This is a genomic window from Azospirillum sp. UENF 111221 (assembly GCF_058780625.1).
In genome coordinates this window covers 357,697-383,539 of the sequence record NZ_JBSNCH010000005.1, presented here as the reverse complement: position 1 = coordinate 383,539, position 25,843 = coordinate 357,697, and the positions used below count along the sequence as shown (strand labels likewise).

General features: G+C 66.2%; 26 protein-coding genes. 14 read left to right on the top strand and 12 right to left on the bottom strand.

The window, feature by feature from the left end; all coding sequences use genetic code 11:
- The first annotated feature begins 41 nt into the window (after window positions 1-41).
- Together ACWPN3_RS16200 and ACWPN3_RS16195 are read left to right on the top strand one after the other, a co-directional pair.
- Window positions 42-938: an ABC transporter permease gene (locus ACWPN3_RS16200; protein WP_109096315.1), complete on the top strand. Its 897-nt coding sequence runs from the start codon at window positions 42-44 to the stop codon at window positions 936-938.
- Window positions 935-1,732, top strand: a complete 798-nt coding sequence (locus tag ACWPN3_RS16195; RefSeq protein WP_109096314.1) for an ABC transporter ATP-binding protein — start codon at window positions 935-937, stop codon at window positions 1,730-1,732. The genes ACWPN3_RS16200 and ACWPN3_RS16195 overlap by 4 nt, the downstream gene beginning before the upstream one ends.
- Here the strand turns inward: ACWPN3_RS16195 and ACWPN3_RS16190 are convergent.
- The 6 genes from ACWPN3_RS16190 to ACWPN3_RS16165 all read right to left on the bottom strand — a co-directional run bounded on the left by ACWPN3_RS16190 (window position 1,729) and on the right by ACWPN3_RS16165 (window position 6,202).
- Window positions 1,729-3,540, bottom strand: coding sequence for a monovalent cation:proton antiporter-2 (CPA2) family protein (locus tag ACWPN3_RS16190; protein ID WP_492240488.1), 1,812 nt, complete (start codon window positions 3,538-3,540; stop codon window positions 1,729-1,731). The two genes, ACWPN3_RS16195 and ACWPN3_RS16190, sit on opposite strands and share 4 nt — an antisense overlap.
- A 102-nt stretch (window positions 3,541-3,642) precedes the next feature.
- Window positions 3,643-4,485, bottom strand: a complete 843-nt coding sequence (locus ACWPN3_RS16185; protein WP_109096312.1) for an FTR1 family iron permease — start codon at window positions 4,483-4,485, stop codon at window positions 3,643-3,645.
- A 75-nt stretch (window positions 4,486-4,560) separates the two neighbouring features.
- Window positions 4,561-4,908 (bottom strand): cupredoxin domain-containing protein, encoded by a 348-nt coding sequence (locus ACWPN3_RS16180; RefSeq protein WP_109096311.1) that lies wholly within the window; start codon window positions 4,906-4,908, stop codon window positions 4,561-4,563.
- 191 nt (window positions 4,909-5,099) lie between these two features.
- Complete coding sequence (locus ACWPN3_RS16175; RefSeq protein ID WP_492240487.1) at window positions 5,100-5,513, bottom strand: GFA family protein; 414 nt, start codon at window positions 5,511-5,513, stop codon at window positions 5,100-5,102.
- The gene (locus ACWPN3_RS16170) at window positions 5,510-5,959 is read right to left on the bottom strand and encodes a GFA family protein (RefSeq protein WP_492240486.1); all 450 of its coding nucleotides are present in this window, start codon (window positions 5,957-5,959) and stop codon (window positions 5,510-5,512) included. The genes ACWPN3_RS16175 and ACWPN3_RS16170 overlap by 4 nt, the downstream gene beginning before the upstream one ends.
- A gap of 3 nt (window positions 5,960-5,962) precedes the next feature.
- Complete coding sequence (locus ACWPN3_RS16165; protein ID WP_109096308.1) at window positions 5,963-6,202, bottom strand: DUF1127 domain-containing protein; 240 nt, start codon at window positions 6,200-6,202, stop codon at window positions 5,963-5,965.
- Between the two features lie 173 nt (window positions 6,203-6,375).
- Between ACWPN3_RS16165 and ACWPN3_RS16160 the strand changes: the two genes are divergently transcribed.
- From ACWPN3_RS16160 to ACWPN3_RS16135, 6 genes are all read left to right on the top strand, one after another.
- Window positions 6,376-7,263 (top strand): transcriptional regulator GcvA, encoded by an 888-nt coding sequence (locus tag ACWPN3_RS16160; protein WP_098739923.1) that lies wholly within the window; start codon window positions 6,376-6,378, stop codon window positions 7,261-7,263.
- Between the two features lie 57 nt (window positions 7,264-7,320).
- Window positions 7,321-8,295 (top strand): aspartate carbamoyltransferase catalytic subunit, encoded by a 975-nt coding sequence (locus tag ACWPN3_RS16155; RefSeq protein ID WP_109096307.1) that lies wholly within the window; start codon window positions 7,321-7,323, stop codon window positions 8,293-8,295.
- Window positions 8,295-9,590 carry a dihydroorotase gene (locus ACWPN3_RS16150; RefSeq protein WP_492261580.1) on the top strand — a complete coding sequence of 432 codons (1,296 nt, stop codon included), beginning with the start codon at window positions 8,295-8,297 and terminating at the stop codon, window positions 9,588-9,590. Before ACWPN3_RS16155 ends, ACWPN3_RS16150 begins: the two co-directional genes overlap by 1 nt.
- Before the next feature lie 4 nt (window positions 9,591-9,594).
- A complete protein-coding gene (gene plsY, locus ACWPN3_RS16145; protein ID WP_492261579.1) occupies window positions 9,595-10,203 on the top strand; it encodes a glycerol-3-phosphate 1-O-acyltransferase PlsY in 609 nt (202 codons plus the stop codon).
- 243 nt (window positions 10,204-10,446) lie between these two features.
- The gene (locus ACWPN3_RS16140; RefSeq protein ID WP_492240484.1) at window positions 10,447-12,399 is read left to right on the top strand and encodes an acetoacetate--CoA ligase; all 1,953 of its coding nucleotides are present in this window, start codon (window positions 10,447-10,449) and stop codon (window positions 12,397-12,399) included.
- 1 nt (window position 12,400) lies between these two features.
- Window positions 12,401-12,859 (top strand): hypothetical protein, encoded by a 459-nt coding sequence (locus tag ACWPN3_RS16135; RefSeq protein ID WP_492240483.1) that lies wholly within the window; start codon window positions 12,401-12,403, stop codon window positions 12,857-12,859.
- 54 nt (window positions 12,860-12,913) lie between these two features.
- Here ACWPN3_RS16135 and ACWPN3_RS16130 read toward each other — a convergent pair whose 3' ends face one another.
- Complete coding sequence (locus ACWPN3_RS16130; RefSeq protein ID WP_492241381.1) at window positions 12,914-13,906, bottom strand: TerC family protein; 993 nt, start codon at window positions 13,904-13,906, stop codon at window positions 12,914-12,916.
- A gap of 435 nt (window positions 13,907-14,341) precedes the next feature.
- Here ACWPN3_RS16130 and ACWPN3_RS16125 point away from each other — a divergent pair, with 435 nt between their 5' ends.
- The 4 genes from ACWPN3_RS16125 (at window position 14,342) to ACWPN3_RS16110 (ending at window position 18,369) form a co-directional block, all read left to right on the top strand.
- Entirely contained in the window at window positions 14,342-14,617 is a 276-nt protein-coding gene (locus tag ACWPN3_RS16125) for an HU family DNA-binding protein (RefSeq protein WP_012974184.1), read from the top strand.
- 35 nt (window positions 14,618-14,652) lie between these two features.
- On the top strand, window positions 14,653-15,063 hold the full coding sequence (locus ACWPN3_RS16120) for a Ros/MucR family transcriptional regulator (RefSeq protein ID WP_109096302.1): 411 nt from the start codon (window positions 14,653-14,655) through the stop codon (window positions 15,061-15,063).
- Between the two features lie 714 nt (window positions 15,064-15,777).
- Window positions 15,778-16,668, top strand: a complete 891-nt coding sequence (gene rpoH / locus ACWPN3_RS16115; protein WP_109096301.1) for an RNA polymerase sigma factor RpoH — start codon at window positions 15,778-15,780, stop codon at window positions 16,666-16,668.
- Window positions 16,669-17,022: 354 nt separating this feature from the next.
- The gene (locus ACWPN3_RS16110) at window positions 17,023-18,369 is read left to right on the top strand and encodes a globin-coupled sensor protein (RefSeq protein WP_109096300.1); all 1,347 of its coding nucleotides are present in this window, start codon (window positions 17,023-17,025) and stop codon (window positions 18,367-18,369) included.
- 91 nt (window positions 18,370-18,460) lie between these two features.
- Here ACWPN3_RS16110 and ACWPN3_RS16105 read toward each other — a convergent pair whose 3' ends face one another.
- Entirely contained in the window at window positions 18,461-18,631 is a 171-nt protein-coding gene (locus ACWPN3_RS16105) for a hypothetical protein (protein WP_158285358.1), read from the bottom strand.
- 393 nt (window positions 18,632-19,024) lie between these two features.
- Here ACWPN3_RS16105 and ACWPN3_RS16100 point away from each other — a divergent pair, with 393 nt between their 5' ends.
- Entirely contained in the window at window positions 19,025-19,681 is a 657-nt protein-coding gene (locus tag ACWPN3_RS16100; RefSeq protein WP_492240482.1) for a GNAT family N-acetyltransferase, read from the top strand.
- Between the two features lie 18 nt (window positions 19,682-19,699).
- Here ACWPN3_RS16100 and ACWPN3_RS16095 read toward each other — a convergent pair whose 3' ends face one another.
- Window positions 19,700-20,203: a hypothetical protein gene (locus ACWPN3_RS16095; RefSeq protein WP_492240481.1), complete on the bottom strand. Its 504-nt coding sequence runs from the start codon at window positions 20,201-20,203 to the stop codon at window positions 19,700-19,702.
- Window positions 20,204-20,443: 240 nt separating this feature from the next.
- Here ACWPN3_RS16095 and ACWPN3_RS16090 point away from each other — a divergent pair, with 240 nt between their 5' ends.
- Window positions 20,444-21,562 (top strand): alpha/beta hydrolase, encoded by a 1,119-nt coding sequence (locus ACWPN3_RS16090; protein ID WP_492261578.1) that lies wholly within the window; start codon window positions 20,444-20,446, stop codon window positions 21,560-21,562.
- A 20-nt stretch (window positions 21,563-21,582) separates the two neighbouring features.
- Here the strand turns inward: ACWPN3_RS16090 and ACWPN3_RS16085 are convergent, their stop codons facing one another.
- From ACWPN3_RS16085 to uvrB, 3 genes are all read right to left on the bottom strand, one after another.
- Window positions 21,583-22,446 carry an alpha/beta fold hydrolase gene (locus ACWPN3_RS16085; protein ID WP_492240479.1) on the bottom strand — a complete coding sequence of 288 codons (864 nt, stop codon included), beginning with the start codon at window positions 22,444-22,446 and terminating at the stop codon, window positions 21,583-21,585.
- Window positions 22,447-22,477: 31 nt separating this feature from the next.
- Complete coding sequence (locus tag ACWPN3_RS16080) at window positions 22,478-23,377, bottom strand: lytic transglycosylase domain-containing protein (RefSeq protein ID WP_492240478.1); 900 nt, start codon at window positions 23,375-23,377, stop codon at window positions 22,478-22,480.
- Between the two features lie 95 nt (window positions 23,378-23,472).
- Complete coding sequence (gene uvrB / locus ACWPN3_RS16075; RefSeq protein WP_492240477.1) at window positions 23,473-25,614, bottom strand: excinuclease ABC subunit UvrB; 2,142 nt, start codon at window positions 25,612-25,614, stop codon at window positions 23,473-23,475.
- Window positions 25,615-25,843: the final 229 nt, after the last annotated feature.

The following is a 25,843-nucleotide window of genomic DNA, read 5'->3' as shown; positions in this document are numbered from 1 at the left end:
GCGGAACGCTTCCCCCGCCAAGCCCTTTCAAAAGCACCGCAATGACTGAAATCGCCCTGTTCGGCGCCATCGAGATCGGCCTCGTTTACGCGCTGGTCGCCATTGGCGTCTATCTGTCCTTCCGCATCCTGGACTTCCCCGACCTGACGGTGGACGGAAGCTTTCCGCTGGGGGCGGCCGTCTGCGCGGTGCTGCTGATCGCCGGGGTCAACCCGTGGCTGGCCAGCCTCGCGGCGGCACTTGCCGGTGCGGCGGCCGGGCTGGTCACGGCGACGCTGAACGTCCGCTTCAAGATCCTGCATCTGCTCGCCAGCATCCTGACGATGATCGCGCTGTTCTCGGTCAACCTGCGGGTCATGGGCCGGCCGAACGTCGCGCTGCTGATGCAGGACACCGTGCTGACGCCCTTCTATGGGCTGGGGATTCCCGACCACATCGTCCGTCCGCTGGTGGTCGGCGTCATCGTCGCGGCGGTCGTCCTGCTGCTCGCCCGCTTCCTGGGCAGCGAGTTCGGGCTGGCGATGCGGGCCACCGGCGTGAATGCGCGGATGGCGCGGGCGCAGGGGGTCGACACCGATGCCCATGTCTATGCCGGCATCGCCCTGTCGAACGCCCTGACCGGTCTGGCCGGCGCCCTGTTCGCCCAGACCAACGGCTTCGCCGACGTCACCACCGGCATCGGCACCATCGTCGTCGGGCTGGCCGCCGTGATCGTCGGCGAGACCGTTCTACCCGCCCGCGCCCTGGCCCTGGCGCTGATCGGCTGCGTCGCCGGGTCGATCCTCTACCGTCTCGCGGTCCAGCTGGCGCTGTCGGCCGACGCCATCGGCCTGCAGGCCTCCGACCTCAATCTGGTGACCGCGGTGCTGGTCGCCGTCGCCCTGATCCTGCCGCGCCTGAAGGCGAAGGCCAGCCGTAGCACGAAAGCCGCCCGATGATCGTCGTCGAAGACATCCATGTCACCTTCGGGCGCGGCACGCCGCTGGAAAAGCATGCACTGCGCGGCGTCGATTTGACCATTCCCGAAGGCCAGTTCGTCACCGTCATCGGCTCCAACGGCGCCGGCAAGTCGACCTTCCTCGGCTCGCTGGCCGGCGACGTTCTGGCGGAGCAGGGGCGCATCGCTATCGACGGCACCGACGTCACCCGCTGGGACACGCCGCGCCGCGCCGGTCTGGTGGCCCGTGTCTTCCAGGATCCGATGGCCGGCAGCTGCGCCACCTTGACCATCGAGGAGAACATGGCACTCGCCGCTGCCCGCGGACGCCGCCGCGGTCTGGCGCCGGCGCTGGGCGGCGACCGCCGCAAGGGCTTCCGCGACCGCATCGCTGCGCTAGGGCTGGGGCTGGAGAACCGGCTGCACGACCGCATGGGCCTGCTGTCCGGCGGCCAGCGTCAGGCGGTCAGCCTGCTGATGGCGACGCTCGCCGGTTCCAAGATCCTGCTGCTGGACGAGCATACGGCGGCACTTGACCCGGCCACTGCCGACTTCGTGCTGGATCTGACCCGCCGCATCGTCCGCGACAACCGCCTGACCACGCTGATGGTCACACATTCGATGCGGCAGGCGCTCGACTATGGCGACCGCACGCTGATGCTGCACGAGGGCCGCGTCGTGCTGGACGTGGCGGGAGAGGAGCGCGCCGGACTGGACGTGCCGCACCTGCTGGCGCTGTTCGCCAAACAGCGCGGCGGGGCGGAGATCAGCGACGACAGCCTGCTGATCGGTTAGGCGCTGGCGGTTCTCGGTTCCGCCTCTCCCTGCACGGCGTCCTCGCGGTCTGCCTCGAACAGCGACTGAAGCTCGGCGGCGGCATCGCGCGAGGTCTGGATCAGCTTGGTCTCGTCATTGTGGACGGCATGCTGGCGGATCAGGGTGCGCTCGTCATGGGCGCGGAAGGTCTCCAGCGTCCGCCCGACCTCACCCTCCGGCATGCCCATCTGGCGCAGCACGTCGCCGGTCAGCCGGATGCTGCTGTCGAAGGTCTCGCGCACGATGTGGGTGACGCCGCGGTCCATCAGATGGTGGACATGGCGGCGGTTGCGGGCGCGGGCGAAGATGGTCAGGTTGGGGAAATGGCGCGTCGCCATCTCCACCACCCGCAGCGACTGCTCCATGTCGTCCAGCGCCACCACCAGCACCCTGGCCTTGTCCGCCCCGGCGGCGCGCAGAAGCTCGACGCGCGTCGGGTCGCCGTAATAGGCCTTGCTGCCGAACTTGCGAACGAAGTCGACCTGCGCCGCACTGCTCTCCAGCGCGGTGAAGGCGATGCCGCGCATCCGCAGCACGCGGCCGACCACCTGCCCGACCCGGCCGAAGCCGCAGATGATGACCGGCGGATTCTCGTCGGGCGGGGTGTCGAAGGGCCGCTTGGGCTTGCCGCTCATCAGGCGCGGCGCGAGCCAGCGCTCTTCCGCGGCGAACAGGAAGGGGGTCGCCAGCATCGAAAGCGTGACCACCAGCATGGCCGCCGACGCCTGTTCCCCCGCCATGGCGCCGCCGCCGACCGCCAGCCCGAACAGGACGAAGCCGAACTCGCCGCCCTGGCTCAGCACCGTCGCCATTCGCCCCGCCCCGGCCCAGGGCACACCGGCGATGCGGGCCAGAACCAGCAGAACCGCCCCCTTCACCACCAGCAACGCCACGGCAAGGCCGAGGAAGCGGATCGGGTGCGCCATCAGCGTCGGCACGTCAGCCCCCATCCCGACCGAAACGAAGAACAGGCCGAGCAGAAGCCCCTCGAACGGCTCGATGTCCGCCTGCACCTCGTGCCGGTATTCCGAATCCGACAGCAGGACGCCGGCCATGAAGGCGCCCAGCGACATCGACAGGCCGGCCTCCTGGATCAGCACGGCGGTGCCGATGACGATCAGCAGGGCGGTGGCGGTGAAGATCTCCGGCGCGCCGGCCCGGTCGACGGCATGGAAGATCGGCCGCAGCAGATAGCGCCCGCCGATCAGAACCAGCACCACCGCGACCACCGCCTTGGCCACCGCCATCCAGGCGCCGTCGGCCTGCGGAACGGAGCCGTTGCCCAGCAGCGGCAGCAGCGCCACCGCCGGGATGATGGCGAGGTCCTGGAACAGCAGGATCGAAAAGGCGTTGCGCCCGGACTGGTTGGCGAGCAGACCGCGCTCCGCCATCATCGGCAGGGCCATGGCGGTCGAGGACAGGGCGAAACCGAAGCCCAGCACCACCGCGGTCGGCCAGGCGAGCCCCAGCCCCCAGCCGCACAGCGCGGCGATTACCGCACCGGTGACGGCGACCTGCGCACCGCCCAGCCCCAGCACCGATTTGCGCATGACCCACAGGCGGGCGGGCCGCAACTCCAGCCCGATCAGGAACAGCAGCATGACGACGCCGAGTTCCGAGGCGTGGGCGATCGCCCCCACATTGGTCACCAGCCCAAGGCCCGCAGGCCCCACCGCCAGTCCGGCAGCGAGATAGCCGAGCGGCGCCCCGAACCCGAACCTTTTCGCCACCGGCACGGCGACCACCATCGCCGCCAGCAGCACAACCAACGTCACAAGCTCCGCCATATTCCCCGCCGCTCGACTGTCGCAGCGGCACTATGACGCGATTTCAACGGGCAAGGCCAGACGCTTGACCGTCAGCCCGGCCCTACACCGTCATGCTATTGATCATTCCGCGGCGGACGCAACCCGCGACCGGTTGGACGGCGAATTGCCGGCCGCCCAGCGGGTCAGCAGCAGAATGCCGACGACCACGCCGACATAGGCGATCAGCTGCGCCTCGGTCGGACGGTCGGTGTAGCCGACCAGAACATGCAACGCCTGCCCGATCAGGCTGTTGTCGCGCAGAATGGCCGAGCTGTCCCACAGCACCGTCCCGCCTGCATTCAGCATACCGCCCTGCGCCAGGAAATTGACCGCTGTGGCGGCCATGCCGGCGGCCAGCAGTGTCAGCAGCCAGGTGGTTGTGGCGAACAGGTGCCGCGTCGGGATCTGCACCAGCCCGGCATAGAGCAGGATCGAGACAAGCCCACCGAGCGCCACGCCCCCAAGCCCACCGGCGGCCACAGTGGCGATGCCGCCCTCCTCCGAGGCCAGGATTCCGGTCAGGAACAGCACGATCTCCGACCCTTCACGGAGGACGGCGACGCCGATGACGATGGCCAGTGCGGCCAGCGATTTCTCGCCGCTCCGCACCGCATGGCCGACCGCCTTCATGTCACGCGCCAGCTCGCGGCCATGCTGCGCCATCCAGGCATTGTGCCAAGCCAGCATGACGACGGCGATCAGCAGGACGGTGGCGTTGAACAGCTCCTGCCCGGTGTCGGCGAACAGCGAGCTGATGCCGTCGGCGAAGGCGGCGACGATGCAGGACCCGATGATGCCGCCGACGATGCCGAGCGCGATCCACCGGCCGCGCCCGGCCACCCCCTGGGTGGCGGCCAGCACGATGCCGACGATGAGGCCCGCTTCGAGGACCTCGCGAAAGACGATGATCAGACTGGCGAGCATGGTCGTCTCCGGTACGGGGCGGTCTCTGGCTTAAGACTGCGCCCTAAGACTGCATCGAACGGTCTTAAGACTGCGTCACTCGGCGATCACGGCACCTTGCGCCGTCGCCTCGTGGAACTCGCCGAAGAAGGGATAGCGCCCCGGCTTCAGCGGACCGACCATGACCTTGATCTGCTTGCGGCCGCCGACGATCTTCTCGACCTTCATCTCGCCGCTCTCGAACTCTTCCGACGTGGCGTCCTGGTTGTCGACCAGCAGGGTCACCCGCTTGTTGGCAGGCACCTTGACCTCGGCCGGTTCAAACTTGTGGTCCTTGATGACGATGGTGATCGCATCGTCGGCCCGGACCGGAGCGGCGCTCAGGAACGCAGCGCCGGACAGAGCCATGGCGCAGGCGGCGGAGAGCAGGGAAACACGGCGCATTCGCGGAAAACCTCGGGGGCTGGGGGCCTTTGCTTCTGAAAATCATTCTCACCCCAACCACCGAGGGTCAAATGAAAAGGCACCCGCAGGCTCCGCAACGCACCTGCGACGGAAACGCGCACCCGGCAGGAATGCGGCCGTCCACAAACAACTGTCCTCGCTGACTTTCCGTGCTTGAAATCCCGGCCCGTCTATTCCGGTTCCGACGACCCCGGGAACTGTTCCAGCCCGTCGGCGATCTCGTAGTAGTCGGCCTTGCCGGCGACATAGCCATGGCGGAGCGTCGTCAACCCGGTCGGCTGGTCCAGGCTGCCGGCCGCGATTTCGATCTCGCTTTTGCCGTCGCCCTTCCAGAACAGCGACGATCCACACCGGCCGCAGAATCCACGCTCCGCGATGCCGGACGAGCGGTACCAGGACAGGGTCGCGTCGGCATCGAAGGCGACCGTGTCGCGCGGCACGGTGATGTAGGCGCCGATATGACCATGGAAACGGCGACATTGCCCGCAATGGCAGGTCACCACCCCGTCCGGCCGTTCGGCCAGCAGGAAGCGCACGCCACCGCACAGGCAGCCCCCGGAAAGTGCCCTGCCCTGTTCGCTCATTCCACCGTCTCTCCCGTGCTGGCCCGGCGTTCGACGCCGTCGTCGCCGATGTCGTAATAGGCGCCCTTGTGGTCGACAAAGATGTGGCGCTCGACCCGGAGCCCCGACGCATCGTCCAGGCTGCCGGCGGTCACGGTGATGCGCGGACCATCCTCGGCGCCGCTCTGGTTGAGCGCCTCCCAGAACAGCCCGGCACCGCAACGCGCACAGAAGCCGCGCCGCGCCCGGTCGGAAGAGGCATACCATGTCAGCGTGGCGTCGTTCAGCAGACGCAACGCCGCACGCGGCAGGCCGGTGTAGGCGCCGACATGGCTGTGCTGGCGCCTGCACTGGGAACAGTGGCAGAAGGAGATCGGCTCAGGATGCGTGTCGATGGCATAGCGCACACCGCCGCACAGGCAACCGCCGGTCCAGACCTGCTCTCCCCCTGCCGTCGCGTCGGTCATCGCTCAACCCCGCCAAAACGGCTTCTCGGCCTCATGGTCGGCATCGGCACGGGAAATGCCGATGTCCGACAACAGATGATCGGGCAATGCCTCCAGCGCACGGCGCTGCCGGCGGCGCTCGTTCCAGGTTGCGAGACGGTCGAACAGCGACACAACGCGCTCGCCCAGACCGGGGTTGGCCTGCACCGGCTTGGCGACGAACAGCTCTGCGGCGGAAAACTGCGACTGCGTTCCCTTTGCCATGATCCTCTTTCCTTCGCTGGAGGGGGAGCGGGGCATCGGCCTCGCCGCTCCGTTCAGTGTGATCGCTTGTGGAACTGAGGATGGGGCACGGGACGCTTGCCGACAAACGACGCTTTCTCATAGAATCGATTAGCCCTGCTAATCCGAATCCACCTCCGGCCCAGAACCGCCCCATGTCCCGCCGCCTGCCCCCGCTGAACGCGCTGCGCGCCTTTGAAGCCGCCGCCCGCCATCTTTCCTTCACAAAGGCCGCCGAAGAGCTGCATGTGACGCAAGCCGCCGTCAGCCATCAGATCAAGGCTCTGGAGGAGTGGCTCGGATTACCGCTGTTTCGCCGAATGAACCGGGCTTTGGCGCTGACCGAGGCGGGGCAGAGCTACCTGCCGCCGGTGCGCGAGGCGATGGACACGTTGTCCCAGGCGACCGACCGGCTGATCCGCGCCGACAGCAGCGGCACGCTGACCATCTCCACCATGCCCAGCTTCGCGTCCAAATGGCTGGTGCCGCGGCTGGTCCGCTTCCAGAAGCGTCATCCCGATATGGATGTGCGGGTCCACAGCACGGCGCAGGTGGTCGATTTCGCCCGTCACGACGTCGATCTGGCGATCCGCTTCGGCAACGGACTGTGGCCGGATCTGCGGGTCGAACGGCTGTTGACCGAGGACATCTTCCCGGTCGGCCATCCGTCCCTGTTGTCCGGCAAGCGGCCTCTGGTCAATCCGGAGGATCTGCGGCACCACACACTGCTGCACGACGACTACAACATTTCCTGGGCGGTGTGGTGCCGGGTGGCGGGGATCGAGGGGGTGGACACCGAACGCGGCCTGCGCTTCGACGATTCGTCCTTCACGCTCCAGGCGGCGATCAACGGCCATGGCATAGCGCTGGCCCGCGGCGTGCTGGTGGCCGACGACATCGCCGCCGGACGGCTGGTCCGCCTGTTCGATGTGCGGCTGCCGGGAAGCCTCGCCTATTACGTCGTGGCACCGCAGCATTACTTTTCCCGGCCCAAGGTGAAGGCCTTCTACGACTGGTTGTTCGAGGAAGCGGGAGCGGTGTGAAACCCTTCGCATGGAGCGGCTTGCGGGCGTAACGGACCGCTCCTATAGTCCGCGCCCATGAGCGCGAACCCGCCCCCCGACACGGTCTTCCCGCACCGCCACCTTCTCGGAATCGAGGGGCTGCGGGCCGGCGAGATCACCCGGATTCTCGACCTCGCCGATGGCTATGTCGAGCAGAACCGCCGACCCGTGAAGAAGTCCAACCTTTTGGACGGCCGCACGCAGGTGAACCTGTTCTTCGAGAACTCCACCCGCACCCGCACCAGCTTCGAGCTGGCCGGCAAGCGGCTGGGGGCCGATGTCATCAACATGTCGACCGACAGCAGTTCGGTGAAGAAGGGCGAGACCCTGATCGACACGGCGATGACGCTGAACGCCATGCACCTCGACGCGCTGGTGGTGCGCCACGCCGATTCGGGTGCCGTCAAGCTGCTGGCCGACAAGGTCAACTGCTCGGTCATCAATGCGGGCGACGGCCACCACGAACACCCGACCCAGGCTCTGCTCGACGCCCTGGCGATCCGCCGCCGCCTCGGCCGGCTGGACGGGCTGATCGTGGCGATCTGCGGAGACATCCTGCACAGCCGCGTCGCGCGCTCCAACATCCACCTGCTGAACGCCATGGGTGCCCGCGTGCGCTGCGTGGCGCCGCCGACCCTGCTGCCCTCGCAGATCGAACGGCTGGGCGTCGAGGTCCATCACTCGATGAAGGCCGGCCTGCGCGATGCCGACGTGGTGATGATGCTGCGCCTTCAGACCGAGCGGATGAGCGGCCAGTACGTCCCCTCCACCCGCGAGTACTTCTACTTCTACGGCCTCGATTACGAGAAGCTGGAGGTGGCGAAGCCCGACGCGGTCATCATGCACCCCGGTCCGATGAACCGCGGCGTGGAGATCGATTCGGAGGTCGCAGACGATCTCAAGCGCTCGATGATCCTCGATCAGGTGGAGCTGGGCGTGGCCGTCCGCATGGCCGTGCTCGACCTGCTGACCCGTGAACGCCGCCAGTCCGACCTTGCGGGAGCCGTCTGATGAGTGCGCGTACCGTCTACCGCAACGCCCGCCTGCTCGATCCGGCAACAGGCCTCGACCAACGCGGCGACCTGCTGATCGATGGCGAGACCATCGCCGATTTCGGCCCCGGCCTGTTCAACAACTCCACGCCCGAGGGCGCGGAGGTGATCGACCTTGCCGGCCAGTGCCTCGCCCCCGGCCTCGTCGACATGCGCGTGCTGATCGGCGAACCGGGTGAGGAAGAAAAGGACACGATCAAGAGCGCGTCGCGCGCCGCGGCGGCCGGCGGCATCACCGCCATGGCGCTGCTGCCCAACACCGACCCGGTGCTGGACGAGGTCGCGGGACTGGAGTTCATCGCGCGGCGTGCCCGCGAGGTGAAGCTGGTCAAGGTCTTCGCCTACGGCTCCGCCACCCGCGGCACCGAAGGCAACGAGATCACCGAGATGGGCCTGCTGGGCCAAGCCGGTGCGGTCGCCTTCACCGACGGCATCAAGGCCATCGTCAGCGCCAAAACGATGCGCCGGGCACTGAGCTACGCCAAGACCTTCGGCAAGCTGATCGTCCAGCACCCCGAAGAGCCCTCGCTGGCGTCGGGCGGCATGATGAACTCCGGCGAGATCGCCACCCGCCTCGGCCTCGTCGGCATCCCGCGCGAGGCCGAGATCATCATGATCGAGCGCGACCTGCGGCTGGCCGAGCTGACCGGCGGGCGCCTGCACTTCGCCCACGTCACCACGAGCGAGTCGGTCGACCTGATCCGCCGCGCCAAGGCGCGCGGGCTGAAGGTGACCTGCGACACCGCCCCGCATTACTTCGCCCTGACCGAGACCGACGTCGGCGATTACCGCACCTACGCCAAGGTGTCACCGCCGCTGCGCGGCGAGATGGACCGCCGCGCCATCGTCGAGGGGCTGGCCGACGGCACCATCGACGCCATCGCGTCCGACCATGTGCCGCAGGACCAGGACCAGAAGCGCCTGCCCTTCGCCCAGGCCGCCCCCGGCGTCATCGGGCTGGAGACCCTGTTCCCGCTGACGCTGGAACTGGTGCACAAGGGCAGGATGCCGCTCCTGAAGGCGCTGGCCTGCGTCACCGCCAACCCGGCGGCGATCCTCGACCTGCCGCTCGGCCGCATCGTCAAGGGCGGGCCGGCCGATCTGGTCGTCTTCGATGCCGACGTGCCATGGCAGATCGACGTCAGCCGCTTCAAGTCGAAGTCGAAGAACTCGCCCTTCGAGAACCGTCCGGTCCAGGGCCGGCCGCTGCGCACCATCGTCGACGGCCGCACCGTCTGGCAGGCGGAGGGCTGATCCGGTGCTGACTCCCATCGCTGGCGTGCTTGCCGCCCTGCTGGGCTACCTGCTGGGCTCGATCCCCTTCGGGCTGGTGCTGACCCGGATGGCCGGCCTGGGCGACATCCGCCAGATCGGCTCCGGCAACATCGGCGCCACCAACGTGCTGCGCACCGGCAACAAGCCGCTGGCGCTGGCGACCCTGCTGCTCGACAGCGGCAAGGGCGCCATCGCGGCTCTGCTGGCTCTGTGGTGGGCCGGGCCGGAGGCGGCGGTTCTGGCCGCCGGCGGCGCCATGCTGGGCCACAGCTTCCCGGTCTGGCTGGGCTTCAAGGGCGGCAAGGGTGTCGCGACGGCAATCGGCGTCCTGCTGGCCGTGTCCTGGCCGGTCGGGCTGCTGGCCTGCCTGACCTGGATCGTCATGGCGGCGCTGTTCCGCATCTCGTCGCTGTCGGCGCTGACGGCTCTCGGCCTCAGCCCGCTGACCGGCTGGTATTTCGGCGGACCGCTGGTCGCCGGCCTCTGCCTGTTCATCGCCGTGCTGGTCTTCATCCGGCACGAGGCGAACATCCGGCGCCTGCTGAAAGGCGAGGAGCCGAAGATCGGCGCCGGCAAGAAGAAGGCCGCCTGACCGGCGGTCCGATTGACCGAAGGCACGGGGGGCGGGGAGGAAACTCCCCGCCCTTTTCTTTTGCAGCGCCTTGATTCCGTTACCGTTGCCCTCCGTCACCCTATCCGATTTCGCCCACCCGGACGCAGACAACCGGTGCGGCCATGCGCTATGCTGCACGGCAATCCGGGGCACGAACAAGCAACCCGGCAGGAGAGCCGGCCGCTGGGGCCGGCGGAAAACGAGACGCTGAGGGAACCGAGAATGGACACTCCGCTGTGGAGCCCGAGTGAGGAGCGCATCGCGCAGGCCAACCTGACCGTCTTCCGCGAGGCGGCGAATGCGCGATTCGGACTGCGGCTGGACGATTACGACGCGCTCTACAACTGGTCGATCGCGGAGAAGGAACGGTTCTGGCGCTTCCTGTGGGAATGGGCCGGGCTGACCGGCGATCTCGGTGGCGTCGATCTGCTGGACGGCGACAAAATGCCGGGCGCCCGCTGGTTCCCGGAAGCCCGCCTCAGCTATGCCGAGAACCTGCTGGCCAGCGCGCCGGACGACACTGCGGTCGTCTTCTGGGGCGAGGACAAGGTGAAGTATCGCTGGAGCGGGGCGGAGCTGAAGGCCACCGTCTCCCGCCTGCAGCAGGCGCTGAAGGCCAAGGGCGTCGGCAAGGGCGACCGTGTCGCCGCCATCATGCCGAACATGCCGGAAACGCTGGCGGCGATGATCGCCACCACCAGCTTGGGCGCGGTGTGGTCCTCCTGCTCGCCCGATTTCGGCATCCAGGGTATCACCGACCGCTTCGGCCAGATCGAGCCGAAGGTGGTCTTCGCCCCCGACGCCTACTGGTACAACGGCAAGAGCCACGACGTCCGCGCCAAGGTGGCCGAAGTCCTCAAGGATCTGCCGACCGTCGTCGCCACCATCATCGTCCCCTATGTCGACAAGGCGCCCGACCTGTCGGCGATCCCCGGCGCCGTCGGCTTCCAGGAGTTCATGGCGCCCCATCCGGTGGCCGAGCCGACCTTCGAACGGGTCGAATTCGACCACCCGCTGTTCATCCTCTATTCGTCCGGCACCACCGGAAAGCCGAAATGCATCGTCCACGGCACCGGCGGCACCATCCTTCAGCATGTGAAGGAACATCGGCTGCACTGCGACCTCAAGCCCGGCGACCGGCTGTTCTATTTCACCACCTGCGGCTGGATGATGTGGAACTGGCTGGTGACCGGACTGGCCAGCGGCACGACGCTCGTCCTCTATGACGGCTCGCCCTTCGCTCCCACCGGCAACATCCTGTTCGACTATGCCGATGCGGAGCAGGTGACGCTGTTCGGCACCTCGGCCAAGTTCATCCAGTCGCTGGAAAAGTCCGGGCTGGAGCCGCTGAAGACCCATTCGCTGGCCAGCGTCCGCGCCCTGGCCTCAACCGGGTCGCCGCTGATGCCAGAGAATTTCGAGTTCGTCTATCGCTCGATCAAGCAGGACCTCCATCTCGCCTCGATCAGCGGCGGCACCGACATCATGTCCTGCTTCGTGCTGGGCAACCCGATCTCTCCGGTGTGGAAGGGCGAGATCCAGACGCGCGGCCTCGGCATGGCGGTGGAAGCCTTCGATGACAACGGCCATGCCGTCCGCGGCGAGAAGGGCGAACTGGTCTGCACCCGCCCCTTCCCAAGCATGCCCATCGGCTTCTGGGCCGATCCGGACGGGTCGAAATACCGCTCCGCCTATTTCGACCGCTTCCCCAACATCTGGGTCCATGGCGACTTCATCGAGCAGACGGAGCATGGCGGCTGGGTAATCTACGGCCGGTCGGACGCGGTGCTCAACCCCGGGGGCGTGCGCATCGGCACGGCGGAGATCTACCGCCAGGTCGAACAGTTGCCGGAAATCATGGAGGCGGTCTGCATCGGCCAGGAATGGGACGGCGACGTGCGCGTCGTGCTGTTCGTCGTTCTGCGCGAAGGGATGACACTGGACGAGGCCCTTGCCGCCACCATCCGCAAGCGGATCAAGGACAACTGTTCGCCCCGCCATGTCCCGGCGAAGATCGTGCAGGTCACCGACATCCCGCGCACCCGCTCCGGAAAGATCACCGAACTGGCGGTGCGCGACGCCGTCCACGGCCGGCCGATCAAGAACACCGAGGCGCTGTCCAACCCACAGGCGCTCGACGAGTTCCGCGAGCGGACGGAACTGAGCGGGGCCTGACATGGCGCCGCCGCTGTTCCTCGACCTCGACGGCGTGCTTGCCGATTTCGACCGCGGCGTCGTCGCGGTCACCGGCAAGCGGCCGGAACAGCTGGCGATGAAGGAGATGTGGCGGGCGCTGTCCCGGCATGCCGACTTCTTCGGCACGCTGGAGTTCATGCACGACGCGCAGGAGCTTTGGAGCTTCTGCGCACCGCACCGGCCGACCATCCTGACCGGCCTGCCGCTGGGCAGTTGGGCGCCTGCGCAGAAGACGCGCTGGGTCGCCCGCATGCTGGGGGCCGACATCCCGGTCATCACCTGCATGGCCCGGGACAAGGCCCGCTATGCCACTCCCGGCGCCATCCTGGTCGACGACCGCGAGAAGGCCCGCGAGCCTTGGGAAACGGCCGGCGGACGCTTCATCCTCCACCGCACTGCCGCGGACAGCATCGCCGAACTGGCGAAGCTGGGGTTCTGAGACGGACGGGAAGGGCGGCATCGGCGTGCCGCCCCCCAGCGTCGACCGTCGCGGTTACTCGGCCGCCACCGCCTTGTTTTCGCGGCTGGTCTTCCACAGCGACACCGCCACGCCGCCGCCAATGAGAGCGAAGGTCACGCCAAGCGCGATCAGCGGGTCGGGCTTGCCGAAGACCTGCGTGTAGAAGATCTTGCCGCCGATGAACACCAGCACCAGCGCCAGGGCATATTTCAGGTAACGGAAACGGTGGACCATCGCGGCCAGGGCGAAATACAGCGCGCGCAGGCCCAGGATGGCGAAGATGTTGCTGGTATAGACCAGATACGGGTCGGTGGTGATGGCGAAGATCGCCGGCACGCTGTCCACCGCGAAGACCAGATCGGCCAGTTCGACCATGATCAGCGCCAGCAGCAGCGGCGTCGCCGTCCAGCGCATCGTGCCGCTGTCGCCCACCGGCTCCTTGATCAGGAAGTGATGGCCGTGGAAGCGGTCGGTGACGCGGATGTGGCGCTTCACGAACCGGAGCGCGACATTCTCGCCCAGGTTGGTCTCCTCGTCCTTGGCGAACAGCATCTTGATGCCGGTCAGCACCAGGAAGGCGCCGAAGAGATAGAGAATCCAGTGGAATTCCGACACCAGCGCCGCGCCGGCGCCGATCATCAGGCCGCGCAGCACGATGACGCCCAGGATGCCCCAGAAAAGCACCCGGTGCTGCAATTCACGCGGCACCGCGAAGTAGCTGAATATCAGCGATATGACGAAGACGTTGTCGAGTGACAGGCTCTTTTCGACGAAAAAGCCCGTGTAATACTGCAAGCCGGCTTCGCCGCCCATCGACCACCAGACCCAGCCGCCGAACAGCATAGCGACCGCGATGTAGAAGGCCGAGAGCTTCAGGCTTTCGCCGACGCCGATGACATGGTCGCGGCGGTTCAGAACACCAAGGTCCAGGACCAGAAGGGTCAGGACAATGCCGACGAATACCAACCAAATCCAGACCGGCTTTCCCATAAATTCGAGAAAAACAGTCGCTAACAAACTGTCCATCGTAAAACCCACTTGATGACGCTGCGTGAGCGGAGAGATCAAGCGGTTCCGACATCACGACCGACGCCTCGATCGTCAGAGGGGCCCGGACCCGAACTTGCCAGCAGATGGTGTCGCTCTGCCGCGGGTCAAGACCGCGATAAGGAGCGAACGCACCCGACAAGCAAAAGCAGCGCTCAGCGTCTTTCGCTGACCTTTGCGAGTCGCAGTCCCGACAGCGTGCCTGAGATGCCAAAGCCCTGGAAATCTGCGGCGATGACGAACGAAACGCCATCCGGACCCGCTACTTGATGCAGCGACGCCACAGATGGCGAACGAATGATGCGCAAGAAAAACACCAACGGTTGCCCAATCTGTGTTCGCTCTTGTGCGGATGGTGCCGTTCTGCCAATAACTCCGAAAAACCGAAACCAAACCGAACAAATGGAGTTTTGCATGAACCAGGCCGAGCTGATCGAAACCGTCGCCACCAACGCCGGCATCAAGAAGGCCGACGCGGCCAAGGTCGTTCAGGCTGTGTTCGAGGGCATCTCCGGCGCGCTGGGCCGCGGCGAAGATGTGCGCCTGGCCGGTTTCGGCATCTTCGAGGTGGCCGAGCGTGCCGCCCGTGAAGGCCGCAACCCGCGCACCGGCGAAGTCGTGGCGATCGCCGCCTCCAAGGCTCCGAAGTTCAAGCCGGCCAAGCAGCTGCGCGATCTGGTGAACGGCTGATCCGCCCGCATCCGCGTCACAAGGGGATCGCAGCCATGACCATCGATCAAACCGAACTGCAATCGCTGACCGCCAAGGTCGTTGCCGCCTATGTCGGCAACAACTCAGTGCCGGTTCAGGAATTGCCCACGCTGATCAACAGCGTCCAGATCGCCTTCCGCAATTTGGGCGACGACAAGCCGGCCCCGGCCAAGGCCGAACTGGTCCCGGCCGTCGCGATCAAGAAGTCGGTCACGCCGGAATTCATCGTCTGTCTGGAAGACGGAAAGAAGCTGAAGATGCTCAAGCGGCATCTGAAGACCGTCTATGACATGACGCCGGACGAATACCGCGCCAAGTGGGGCCTGCCGCCGGAATACCCGATGGTTGCCCCGAACTATGCCAAGGCGCGTTCGGAGATGGCGACCAAGCTCGGGCTTGGCCGCAAGCGTGCGGCGGCCGAATAACGGCTCTCCGTCCATCGCTGCTCGATCGGGCGCGTCCTTCGGGACGCGCCTTTTTCTTTGCCCGGCCCCGGCTCCGCCCGGCGCCGCCCCACTCCCCCCGGGCTACCTCCTTGCCCATTGTTGTCATATGACCAATGTTCTGGTGGCGAAGTGGCTCGGCCTTCCCATCTAGGGTTCCGGTATGGTTGAGGAACCACGGGCGGTTCTATCACCATCCTCATCGCAGAGGCATAGTCGCCTCCCGCCAATCCGGTCGACCCGGGAACTGCCTGCCTCCGTTCCCTTTCGCAGATGCGGTATAGCGATGTTGTCCGGTCCGACGTCCGGCCGGCCGATTGGGGATGAACCGCTCGCCCGTACGTCACCCGGCCGAAGGTCAGGGGTCATAGAAATGCCCCTCCTCCAGACTGCCGGTGCGGGTGGAAGAAGAGCCTGGGTATACGCCGAAAAACACCCGGAACACGCCCTTTACAGGGTTGATCCGTCGCATTTCTGCGGCCACATTAACAGTGTCATAAGGACGCAGTTCCTTAAGACGCCAAGCAAATACAGACCCCAATACAAACCAAAGCCGGCCAGAGCCGATAAAGACGGACGATATTCCTGCGTCCGCCAATGGATCATCGCCTCTAAGGCGATCCCCGCCATGGGCCCCGACCGGGCCGGCCTTGCGAAAGAGGCCGTTTCGGGAAGCGTTGGAGAGGAGGCAAACACGTGCTGAAGAAACTGCTGATCGGTGAAAACGCCAGCTTGACCCGCTACATCGAGGAGTCGAAGCGCTTCCCGATCCTTGCCCCGGATGTCGAGCGCGACCTCGCCATCGCCTGGCGGGAGCGCGGCAATCCGCAGGCCCTGGAACAGCTCGTTGGCAGCCATCTCCGCCTCGTCATCAAGATCGCCCGCGGCTTCGGCGGCTATGGCCTGCCGCTGGTCGATCTGGTGGCAGAGGGCAATGTCGGCCTGATGCAGGCGGCCCAGAAATTCGATCCGCAGCGCGGGTTCCGCTTCGCCACCTACGCCACCTGGTGGATCCGCGCGGCGATCCAGGAATACATCCTGCACAGCTGGTCGCTGGTGAAGATGGGCACCACCGCCGCGCAGAAGAAGCTGTTCTTCAACCTGCGCCGCCTGAAGAGCCAGATGGCCGAGCTGGAACAGGGCGACCTGTCGCCGGAGACCGTCGCCACCATCGCCGCCGAACTGGACGTGCCGGAGACCGAGGTGGTGGAAATGAACCGCCGCCTCGCCGCCAACGACAGCTCGCTCGACGCCACCCTCTCGTCGGATGGCGAAACCAATTGGCTGGAACTGCTGGCCGATGACCGGCCCACCCAGGATGCCATGCTGGCCGAGGCCGACGAACTGGCGCTGCGCCGCCGGCTGGTCGGACAGGCGCTGGACCGGTTGGACGCCCGCGAACGCCGCATCCTCTTTGAACGCCGCCTGAAGGACGACCCTTCGACCCTCGAAGCGCTGAGCCAGCAATTCTCGGTTTCGCGCGAACGGGTTCGCCAGATCGAAGTGCGGGCTTTCGAAAAGCTCCAGAAGGCGGTGCTCAGCGCCGCACAGGCCCTGCGCCGCCCGGTCACCCCCATGGTGGCCTGACCGGACATCGTTTTCCCGTCCGTCTGCCACACTGCCGGACGGGACATATGCGGGACCGGCTTTGCCGTGCTCCGCATCGTTCCAGCGGGTTGTCGGCCCGCCTGTTGCCTCCAGACCTGTAACCTTCACGCCGGCGGTGCCCCTGGGCTCGCCGGCCTTTTCTTTTATGGACTGTTTCGGCTTCGATCCCAACCGGCCGCGATCCGTTGCCCTTGCTGCCGCTTGAAGATGCCATGCGACAAAGTGACAGGTTCAAAGTTGGGAATGCTTGCGCATGATGTGCGGCCCGCGGAGAAAATTGCATTTTCGCCAATTTATAGTACGCTAGTCATATCACATATGGGAGAGGGCTCCATGTCGAACGCTGCCCAGACTCAATCGATTATCGACCGCATCACCTTCCTGCGCATCGACGAAGCGACGAAGGCAACCCTGCGGGAGTTCCAGCCTTATCTGGCGCAGCGCATCGATCAAATTCTGGAAGAGTTCTACGGCTACCTGCGCGCCGTGCCGCAGGTGGCGCCGATGCTGGTCAATCCCGTGGTGACCGGCCGCGCCCGCGACCTGCAGAAGCAGCATTGGCTGCGCAACGTCTTCACCGGCACCTTCGACGAGGCCTACGTCAATCAGGTTTTGAAAATCGGCCAGACCCACCAGCGCATCGGGCTCGAACCGCGCTGGTACACCGGCGCCTATTGCTTCACCCTGAACAAGCTGATTGAACTGGCGACCCAGATCTACCGCAAGAAGCCGGAAAAGCTGTCGCAGCTTCTCCAGGCGATCAACAAGGCGGTGTTCCTGGACATGGATCTCGCCACCTCCGTCTATATCGACCTGAACACCGCGGCGATCATCGCGCGGGAACTGGGCAGCACTGCCGACAGCTTTGAACGCGAGGTCAAGGGCGTTGTCCAGGCGGTGGCCAGTGCAGCCCAGCAGTTGCAGGGCACTGCCCAGGCGATGAGCCGCACGGCGGAAACCACCAGCGAGCAGTCGACCCAGGTCGCCGCCGCCGCCGAGGAGGCCTCGGTCAACATCCAGACCGTCGCCGCGGCGGCTGAGCAACTGACCGCCTCGATCGGCGAAATCAGCCATCAGGTGACCCAGTCGGCGGCCATCGCCAACGCCGCGATGACCGAGGCCGAGCGGACCAACGCCACCGTTCAGGGCTTGGCAGATGCTGCCAGCCGGATCGGGCAGGTGGTCAAGCTGATCCATGACATCGCCAGCCAGACCAACCTGCTTGCCTTGAACGCCACCATCGAGGCGGCACGTGCCGGGGAGGCCGGCAAGGGCTTCGCCGTCGTGGCGAGCGAGGTCAAGAGCCTCGCCAACCAGACCGCCAAGGCGACGGAGGAGATCAACTCGCAGATCGGCGCCGTCCAGGGGGCGACGCAGGAGGCGGTCGGGGCCATCCGCTCGATCTCCGGCACCATCGCCCGCATCAACGAGATCTCCACCTCCATCGCCACGGCCATGGAAGAGCAAGGTGCCGCCACGACGGAGATCGCCCGCAACGTGCAGCAGGCTTCGATCGGCACCCGCGAGGTCAGCGAAACCATCGTCGCGGTAAACGCATCGGCCAACAATGCCGGTGAAGAGGCCCGTCAGGTTCTGGAGGCGACCAACGAACTGTCGCGCCAGTCGGGTACCCTGAGGTCCGAGGTCGAGCGCTTCCTGACCCGCGTCCGCGCCGGCTGATCCGCTTCACGGTGCAGGTTCGAGGAAAGGGCGCGCTCCCCAAGGAACGCGCCCTTTTTTTAATGTCCGGGCTTTGCGGCGATGCGACCGCTCAAGCCAGCGTGCGGACCACGAGATCGCTGACCGGAACATTCTCCGCCAGCGCGGCGCGGCGAACCTCGTCGGCGCTGCGCCAATGGCTGTGACCGCCCAGGCTGGTCATTACTCCACCGCGCATCGCCACGAACAAACCGGTACGCCCCAGATTGACGATTCTCGTCATGATGCAATCCCCCGCCTGATGTTGAGAATTTTAGGTAAAATTGCTTTATTCTTCATACGCAAGAGAGAGTTAATCTCTTCCGACAGATTTATCAAACTGCGTCTTACAACGTCAATAAGACTTCCGGCATTCAACCCATTGCTGTTTTCATAGATCAGCTTTCATCCCAGAGAACAAACCCTCTCCACAACACAAGCAGCGCCCAGTAATTTCTTATTATAGTAAAATTTTATTTGTTTTATATAAAACCACGAAAATGGGGTGTCCCACCGAAAGCCTTATCCCAACCGCGCAGCGTGGGAACGTCCGCATGGCGTGTAGGGTTGTCAGCGAAGCCGCCATCCGATCCATCGGCGGCACAGTGCGGGGAAAAACCTGCGAGGCATCGGCATCATGGCAACAGCACAGCGCCGCGTCGGCATCCGCGGCACAGCCACCAACGCTCACTTCGGACTGGATGCGGCAGAGGAGGACGGCAGTGAGGGCGGGAACAGCGAGACGCTCGATTTGCCGCTGACCATCCGTCCGGCAAGGCAGGAGGATTTGTCGACGCTCGAATGGTACGGCCTGCACACACCCCATCGCGAAATCATCGCCGGCGCATTCCATCTTCAGGAACGCGGTGACGGCGCCATGCTGCTGGCCGACGTCAACGGTTTTCCGGTCGGCCAGATCTGCATCGATTTCCTGCGCAAGCGGCCGAGCGGCCGAGCGACCCTATGGGCACTGCGGGTGTTCCAGCCCTTCCGTGGCATCGGCATCGGTGTCCGGCTGGTGCGGGCAGCCGAACGGGTGGTGTTCCAGCGTGGCGTGCCCTTCGCCGAACTGGGGGTGGACCGCGACAATGTCGGCGTGCTGCCCTTCTACGAACGGCTGGGGTACGACCATTGCGGGCGGGAGCGCGGGCACTTTCTCTACCACACGCCGGAAGGCCGGCTGGTTCGCGTCGCCATCGACCAGTGGCTTCTGCACAAACGGCTGCCCGAAGCCAGTGGCGCGACCGGCGCCCCCTCGGACCGCAGCCAGAGCCTGAAGATGGCGGGCGACTGACCCCTGCTCCGCCACTCTCTATTCGGCCGCCATCGCCATGTCGCCCATGGTCGGGCCGGTTGCCGGCGTCACCAGCCGTGCCGCCCGTCGGCGCGGCAGGAAGATGCGTGCGCCATCCAGCACGCCGCCCAGTTCAGCCATCGCGTCGGTCGCCATGAGCAGTGCGACCGGCGGCAGCCAGCGGTCGAGCAGTTGTGTCGCGACCTCCGCATCGCCACTCTGCACCGCGGCGAGGGAGTCCAGCAGGGCGGCTTCGTCGATGCTGATCCGGCTGCAGGCCGGGCAGCGGATCTCCGGCCGGCGGGCGCCGGCAACCGCAAAGGTGCCGAGCAGGGCGAAGAGCGGCAGCAGTGCGGTGTTCGGCACGCCGGCCACATTCAGACCGATGCGCATCGATGCCATCGCCCCGGCGGTGCCAGCACGGAACCACTGGCGCACGCCGGTCAGCAATGCCCGTTCGGCGGTCGTCAGGTCCGCCACCGTCCAAGGCGAGTACCGCCCCTCATCCACCGTCCCGCACATGCCGATACTCCTTCATCCGGTTGCAGGAAGACCCTACCGCTTCCCGTCACTAATTGCGAGTCATTCTTATTTGCGAAAATAGCCTGTGACAAAAAGCGTCCGTGCGTGACAGTGAAAACCATGGAAAGGTCGCGTTAACGAACGGCGGCAATCCTGAAGCGACTAAGCAGTTCAGGGGGATCGCTGGGCATGAGGCGGACGATTCGGGGGGGTGTTCTCGCACTGGTCGCGACGATCGGATTGGCTGTCGCCGGGGGCCTGACGGTCGCCCACCCGGCAATGGCCCAGATCGTTCTCAAATCCGCCTACGGCGAGGCCTCGCTGGCCGGTCCGGCAAAGGCCCGCGGCGCGGTGGTCTGGAGCCACGGCCGCTCGGTGGACTCCGAAGATTCGGAAGCCCCCACCCCGCTCTTCATGAAAGCGATGCGCGACGCCGGCTGGGACGTGTACCGGCTGGACCGCATGCGGGTCAGCGACACCCTGCCCAACAGCTCCCGCGCGCTCGCCGGCTATTCGGAGGCGCTGAAGGCCAAGGGCTATCGCCGGGTCGCCCTGACCGGCCAGTCATTCGGCGCCTTTATCTCGCTGATCGCTGCCGGCCAGACCAACGCCATCGACGCCGTCATCGCCACTGCACCGGCCGCCTTCGGCAACTTCACCGAGGCGTTCGACAGCTACCGCGAGAACGCCGCCCAGCTCTGGCCGATCCTGCGCGAGGTCCGCCGGGCGCGGGTGATGATGTTCTTCTTCCACGGCGACGATTTCGATCCGGGCGGGCGCGCCGAACCGGCCCGCAACATCCTGACCCAGCGCGGGTTGAGCAGCCTGATCGTCGACCAGCCGTCGCTGCTGACCGGCCATGGCGCCGCCAACACCGGGCTGTTCGTCCGCCGCTTCGGCGCCTGCATCGTCCGCTTCGCGGAGGAGCCGCCAACCCCCAACGATCCGCCCTGCGACGAGACCTGGGGACGCAGCCCGAGTGCCGAGATGCTGCAGGCCGCTCTGCCCGCGAACGCATCGGGCTCGGCCAGGGGCAACGACGCGACGGCCACGCTGCGCCCCTACATGGGCATGTGGTACGGCAGCTACATCAATGGCCGCGAGGTTGCCCTGTCGGTGGAGAAGGCCGAGGGCGACGCCGTCTATGCCGACTATGTGCTGGGCGCCGGCATGGAATCGGACCAGCCCGCCGAACGGGTGCGCCGCAAGGGCCGCATCGAGAATGGCGAGCTGGTCTTCGACGAAAAGGGCCGCAACATCCTGCGCTACCGCCTACGCCCCGACGGCCGCGTCGCCGCCAGCTGGCTCGACAAGGACGGCCATGGCCGGCTCGACACGGTGCTGCGCCGGGTGAATTGATTGCCTGCCCCGGAGGGTGCTCAGCCCTCCGCCAGGAAGCTGCGGACGATGGCGATCTGTTCGTCCGTCATCAGGGACGGGGCGTGGCCGGTGTTGGCAAACTCCACCACCTGCACCAGACCGGCGGCTCCCGGTCCACGTTCCGCCATCCGCTCCGCCGTTTCGGCGCTCAGCAGATCGGAGTCCGCGCCGCGAAGGACCAAGACCGGGCAGCGCACCCGATCCCACAATGCCCACAGATCGACATCGCCGATGGGCGCGGTCTTGAACGCATCGCCGATGGCCGGATCGTAGGCCAAGCGGAACCGCCCGTCGGGCAGCGGCCGGGCGCTGTGCTGCGCCATATGGCGCCAGCACTCGTCACCGATTGTGCCGAAGCCCATCAGGACGAAACGCAGGTAGGATTCCAGCGCCGGCAGATCCTCGAACACCGGGTCCTTGCCGACATAATCGGCGATCCGCTGCAACCCGGCCTGGGCAATGAAGGGGCCGACATCGTTGATCACCATGCGGCGGATCGGGCTGTTCGCCTGCGCCGCCAGGGTCATGCCGATCAGCCCGCCCATCGAGGTACCGATCCAATCGACCGTCTCCACCCCCATGCGGGCGATCAGCGCCACCATGTCGGAGCAGTATTGCGGATAGCCGTAGAGCGCCGGCACCGGCAGCCAGTCGCTGCGGCCGCGCCCGACCACGTCGGGGCAGGCCACCCGCCAGCCATCCGCCAGGGCCAGCGCCAGCCGGTCGAAATCCCGGCCGTTGCGCGTCAGCCCATGGACGCAGACCGCCGTGCGCGCGGCATCGTCACGCCCCCACTGGGTGTAGGCCATCCTGTGGAACCCGGCGGCGCTGAGGCCGAGGACGTTGCGTTCGGACATCGGCACGGGCGGGCACTCCTGTTCAGAATTGACGGGACTATCCCTTTTTCGGCGATTTGGCGCCGCGTGGCAACTCCGCCTCGACCGCGCGTTCCGCCGCGGCACGGATGGCTGGCATGGCCGACGACGGCTCCGCCACCGACCCGTCGAAGGGATGGCGGGTGTTTTCATAGATGCGGCGGATGATGCGGACGTAGTTGCGCGTCTCGTCATAGGGCGGAACGCCCTTGTAGCGGTCCACCGCCCCCTCCCCGGCATTGTAGCCGGCCAGCGCCAGCGTCACGTCGCCCTGGAAATAGGCCAGCAGCCAGCGCAGGTACTTCACCCCTCCGGTGATGTTCTGCTTGGGGTCGAAGACATCGCCGACGCCGAAACGGTCGGCCGTGTCGGGGATCAGTTGCATCAGCCCGGCGGCGTCCTTGGGCGACACCGCATCGGTGCGGAAGGCGCTCTCCGCCTGGATCACCGCCAGCACCAGCGCCGGGTCGATGCCGTATTTCGGCGCGATGCCGTTGACCAGGGCCACCACATCCGCCGGGGGCGGCCCCATCTCCCGCACCGGGCCAGCGCCGGGGCGGCACCAGGGACGGATGCGCCCCATGCGGCCGGGAACATAATTGACCAGCCGCCGCGCCTCCGGATGTCCACGCGAGGCGGCGGCGCGCAGCCAGGCGGTGCCGAGCCGGCGATCCTTGCGCACCCCCTTGCCGAACAGATAACGGCGGGCCAGCCGGAATGCCGCATCGGCGTTGCCCTGCTCCGCCAGTTCGCAATCGCCGGACTTGGTCTTGAGCGACGGCGGCGGCAGTTCGGCCACTGCGTTCGGCTTCGCCGCCGATTTCGCATCCGCCGCCGCGGCGATGGATGCCGACCCGATGCCGACGCCACACAGCGCCAGCGCAATCAGCGGCACCCTCACGACACGACGAACGAACAAGCCACGACCCTCCTGCGATCCCGCGCCACCCTACGGGAAGCGGAAGTATGGTGTTGCAACCTGTTCAGGACAAGGGTGGGTCAACAACAGGTGGATCACGGCCCCCGCCGGCGCCTGTCCTGCTTCTTCGGCGCCCCTTCCGGAATGCCGCGACCCTGGCGGGCACTGCTGATGCCGATGCTGCCGGGAGTCTCCAGCCCCAGATCCATCGCTTCCAGCCGGCGCAACTCGTCGCGCAGACGGGCGGCCTCCTCGAACTCCAGGTCGGCGGCGGCGGCCCGCATGCGCTTTTCCAGGTCGGCGATGACGCTCTTGAGGTTGTGCCCGACCAGTTCGTTGGAGTTCAGGCCGGTCTTGACCGTCACATGGTCGCCGCGCTCGTACACGCTTTCCAGAATGTCGCCGATGGCCTTCTTCACCGATTCCGGCGTGATGCCGTGTTCCAGATTGTAGGCCATCTGTTTCTCGCGGCGGCGTGCCGTCTCGTCGATGGCGTACTTCATGCTGTCGGTGATCTTGTCGGCGTAGAGGATCGCCCGTCCGTCGACGTTGCGGGCGGCACGGCCGATGGTCTGGATCAGCGAGGTCCTGGACCGCAGATAGCCTTCCTTGTCAGCGTCGAGGATCGCCACCAGAGCGCATTCCGGGATGTCCAGCCCCTCGCGCAGCAGGTTGATGCCGACCAGCACGTCATAAGCACCCAGCCGCAGGTCGCGGATGATCTCGATGCGCTCCAGCGTCTCCACATCGGAGTGGATGTAGCGCACGCGCAATCCCGCCTCGTGCATGTATTCGGTCAGCGCCTCCGCCATCTTCTTGGTCAGGGTGGTGACCAGAACGCGATAGCCCTTGGCGACCACCTCCTTGCACTCGCCGATCAGGTCGTCGACCTGGGTTTCGGTCGGGCGGATGATCACCGGCGGATCGATCAGGCCGGTCGGGCGGACCAGCTGCTCGGTGAAGACGCCGCCGGTGCGCTCCATTTCCCAGGGACCGGGCGTGGCGGAGACGAAGACCGTCTGTGGCCGCATGCCCTCCCATTCCTCGAACTTCAGCGGGCGGTTGTCCTTGGCGCTGGGCAGGCGGAAACCGTAGTCGGTCAGCGTCGATTTGCGCATAAAGTCGCCACGGTACATGCCGCCGATCTGCGGCACCATGACATGGCTCTCGTCGACGATCAGCAGCGCGTCGCCCGGCAGATATTCGAACAGCGTCGGCGGCGGATCGCCCGGGGCGCGGCCGGTCAGGTAGCGGGAATAGTTCTCGATGCCGGCGCAGGAGCCGGTCGCCGCCATCATCTCGATGTCGAAGGTCGTGCGCTGCTCCAGCCGTTGCGCCTCCAGCAGCTTGCCTTCGGCAGCGAACTCCTCCAGCCGCTCCTTGAGGTCCCTCTTGATCTGGCTGATCGCCTGATTCAGTGTCGGCTTCGGCGTCACATAGTGGCTGTTCGGATAGACGCGCACCGCCTCCAATGCCGCCAGCTTCTCGCCGGTCAGCGGGTCGATCTCGTGGATGGCCTCGATCTCGTCGCCGAACAACGAGATGCGCCACGCCCGGTCTTCCATGTGGGCCGGGAACAGTTCCACCGTGTCGCCGCGGACGCGGAACAGGCCGCGGCCGAAGGCGGCGTCGTTGCGCTTGTACTGAAGCTCGGTCAGCTTGCGCAGCAGCTCCGGCTGGGCGATCACCTCGCCCTTGCGCAGGTCCACCGTCATCTCGGAGTAGGTCTCGACCGAACCGATGCCGTAGATGCAGGACACCGACGCGACGATGATGACGTCGTCGCGTTCCAGCAGGGCCCGCGTCGCCGAGTGGCGCATGCGGTCGATCTGCTCGTTGATCGACGATTCCTTCTCGATATAGGTGTCGGTGCGCGGAACGTAGGCTTCCGGCTGGTAGTAGTCGTAGTAGGAGACGAAGTATTCCACCGCGTTGTTCGGGAAGAAGGATTTCATCTCGCCATACAGCTGTGCCGCCAGCGTCTTGTTGGGCGCAAGGACCAGCGTCGGGCGCTGCACCGTCTGGATGACATGCGCAATGGTGAAGGTCTTGCCCGACCCGGTGACGCCCAGCAGCACCTGGTCCTTCTCGCCCTGCCGCAGGCCGCCGGTCAGTTCCTCGATGGCGTTGGGCTGGTCGCCCGCAGGCGTGTAGTCCGACACGATGACGAATTGCTTTCCGGCTTCCAGCTTCGCGAGAGGCTTGGCGGGAATGGCGGACAGGACAGGGCTTGCCATGGGGCGGCGATCCGATCGAAGGAATGGTACGGAACGGGAACCGATTATATGGCTGCATTGCCCCCGTCTGTCGAGCGCAGGCTTGGCGGGAATTGCGATAGGGCCCATGCCCTGCCACGCCTCCGACGGTCTGGTGCGCTTGCCCGCGGTGCACTCGCCCGGACTTCAACGCCTCGGACAAATGGCTTGGAAGTTGATGACACGGCATGGACAGACGCCCCAACTTGAA

Coding starts and splice junctions, on each gene's coding strand:
- ACWPN3_RS16200 (WP_109096315.1), top strand. CDS start 42: ATGACTGAAATCGCCCTGTTCGGCGCCATCGAGATCGGCCTCGTTTAC.
- ACWPN3_RS16195 (WP_109096314.1), top strand. CDS start 935: ATGATCGTCGTCGAAGACATCCATGTCACCTTCGGGCGCGGCACGCCG.
- ACWPN3_RS16190 (WP_492240488.1), bottom strand. CDS start 3,540: ATGGCGGAGCTTGTGACGTTGGTTGTGCTGCTGGCGGCGATGGTGGTC.
- ACWPN3_RS16185 (WP_109096312.1), bottom strand. CDS start 4,485: ATGCTCGCCAGTCTGATCATCGTCTTTCGCGAGGTCCTCGAAGCGGGC.
- ACWPN3_RS16180 (WP_109096311.1), bottom strand. CDS start 4,908: ATGCGCCGTGTTTCCCTGCTCTCCGCCGCCTGCGCCATGGCTCTGTCC.
- ACWPN3_RS16175 (WP_492240487.1), bottom strand. CDS start 5,513: ATGAGCGAACAGGGCAGGGCACTTTCCGGGGGCTGCCTGTGCGGTGGC.
- ACWPN3_RS16170 (WP_492240486.1), bottom strand. CDS start 5,959: ATGACCGACGCGACGGCAGGGGGAGAGCAGGTCTGGACCGGCGGTTGC.
- ACWPN3_RS16165 (WP_109096308.1), bottom strand. CDS start 6,202: ATGGCAAAGGGAACGCAGTCGCAGTTTTCCGCCGCAGAGCTGTTCGTC.
- ACWPN3_RS16160 (WP_098739923.1), top strand. CDS start 6,376: ATGTCCCGCCGCCTGCCCCCGCTGAACGCGCTGCGCGCCTTTGAAGCC.
- ACWPN3_RS16155 (WP_109096307.1), top strand. CDS start 7,321: ATGAGCGCGAACCCGCCCCCCGACACGGTCTTCCCGCACCGCCACCTT.
- ACWPN3_RS16150 (WP_492261580.1), top strand. CDS start 8,295: ATGAGTGCGCGTACCGTCTACCGCAACGCCCGCCTGCTCGATCCGGCA.
- ACWPN3_RS16140 (WP_492240484.1), top strand. CDS start 10,447: ATGGACACTCCGCTGTGGAGCCCGAGTGAGGAGCGCATCGCGCAGGCC.
- ACWPN3_RS16135 (WP_492240483.1), top strand. CDS start 12,401: ATGGCGCCGCCGCTGTTCCTCGACCTCGACGGCGTGCTTGCCGATTTC.
- ACWPN3_RS16130 (WP_492241381.1), bottom strand. CDS start 13,906: ATGGACAGTTTGTTAGCGACTGTTTTTCTCGAATTTATGGGAAAGCCG.
- ACWPN3_RS16125 (WP_012974184.1), top strand. CDS start 14,342: ATGAACCAGGCCGAGCTGATCGAAACCGTCGCCACCAACGCCGGCATC.
- ACWPN3_RS16120 (WP_109096302.1), top strand. CDS start 14,653: ATGACCATCGATCAAACCGAACTGCAATCGCTGACCGCCAAGGTCGTT.
- ACWPN3_RS16110 (WP_109096300.1), top strand. CDS start 17,023: ATGTCGAACGCTGCCCAGACTCAATCGATTATCGACCGCATCACCTTC.
- ACWPN3_RS16105 (WP_158285358.1), bottom strand. CDS start 18,631: ATGACGAGAATCGTCAATCTGGGGCGTACCGGTTTGTTCGTGGCGATG.
- ACWPN3_RS16100 (WP_492240482.1), top strand. CDS start 19,025: ATGGCAACAGCACAGCGCCGCGTCGGCATCCGCGGCACAGCCACCAAC.
- ACWPN3_RS16095 (WP_492240481.1), bottom strand. CDS start 20,203: ATGTGCGGGACGGTGGATGAGGGGCGGTACTCGCCTTGGACGGTGGCG.
- uvrB (WP_492240477.1), bottom strand. CDS start 25,614: ATGGCAAGCCCTGTCCTGTCCGCCATTCCCGCCAAGCCTCTCGCGAAG.